The sequence below is a fragment of the Acidovorax sp. FG60 genome (genome assembly GCF_057808995.1).
Genome location: NZ_JBMDJC010000064.1, coordinates 1 through 608 on the forward strand (window position 1 = coordinate 1; position 608 = coordinate 608).

A 608-nucleotide genomic window follows, 5' to 3' on the forward strand; every position below is an offset into this window, starting at 1 on the left:
AAAGGGAGGATCAGGCCGGTCTGTTCGGCCAGGGGGATGAAGTCGCCGGGGCTGATCATGCCGCGCTGGGGGTGGCGCCAGCGCACCAGGGCTTCTGCGCCCATGAGCTGGGATTGGTGGTCCACGACGGGCTGGTAGTGCACCAGCAGTTCGCCCCGGGCCAGGCCCTGGCGCAGGTCGGCTTCCAGGTTGGAGCGGGCGTTGACGGCCGCTTGCATGTCGGGGTCGAAGAAGCGCTGGGTGTTGCGCCCTGCGGCCTTGGCCTGGTACATGGCCAGGTCGGCGCGTTTGAGGAGTTCGTCCACCGTGAGGCGTTCGTCGCCAAAGAGGGTGATGCCGATGCTGGGGGTGCTGTAGTGCTGGGCGCCGTCGAGTTCGAAGGGCTGGTTCAGGCTGGCCAGGAGTTTCTCGGCCACGGTTTCTGCCTGGGTGGCGGCGTCTTGCAGGTCGGGGGCCAGGGCTTCGAGCATGACGACGAATTCGTCGCCGCCAAAGCGGGCCACGGTGTCGGCTTCGCGCACGCTGCCCACCAGGCGGGTGGCGACCTGGGACAGGAGCTGGTCGCCCATGTCGTGGCCCAGGGTGTCGTTGAGGTCTTTGAAGTTATC

Annotated in this window: 1 protein-coding gene; it reads right to left on the reverse strand. The window is 67.3% G+C overall.

The features are described 5' to 3' along the window. Positions 1-608, reverse strand: a 608-nt coding sequence (locus tag ACODS0_RS28020; protein WP_488838511.1) for a diguanylate cyclase domain-containing protein, incomplete at both ends; no start/stop codon positions are given.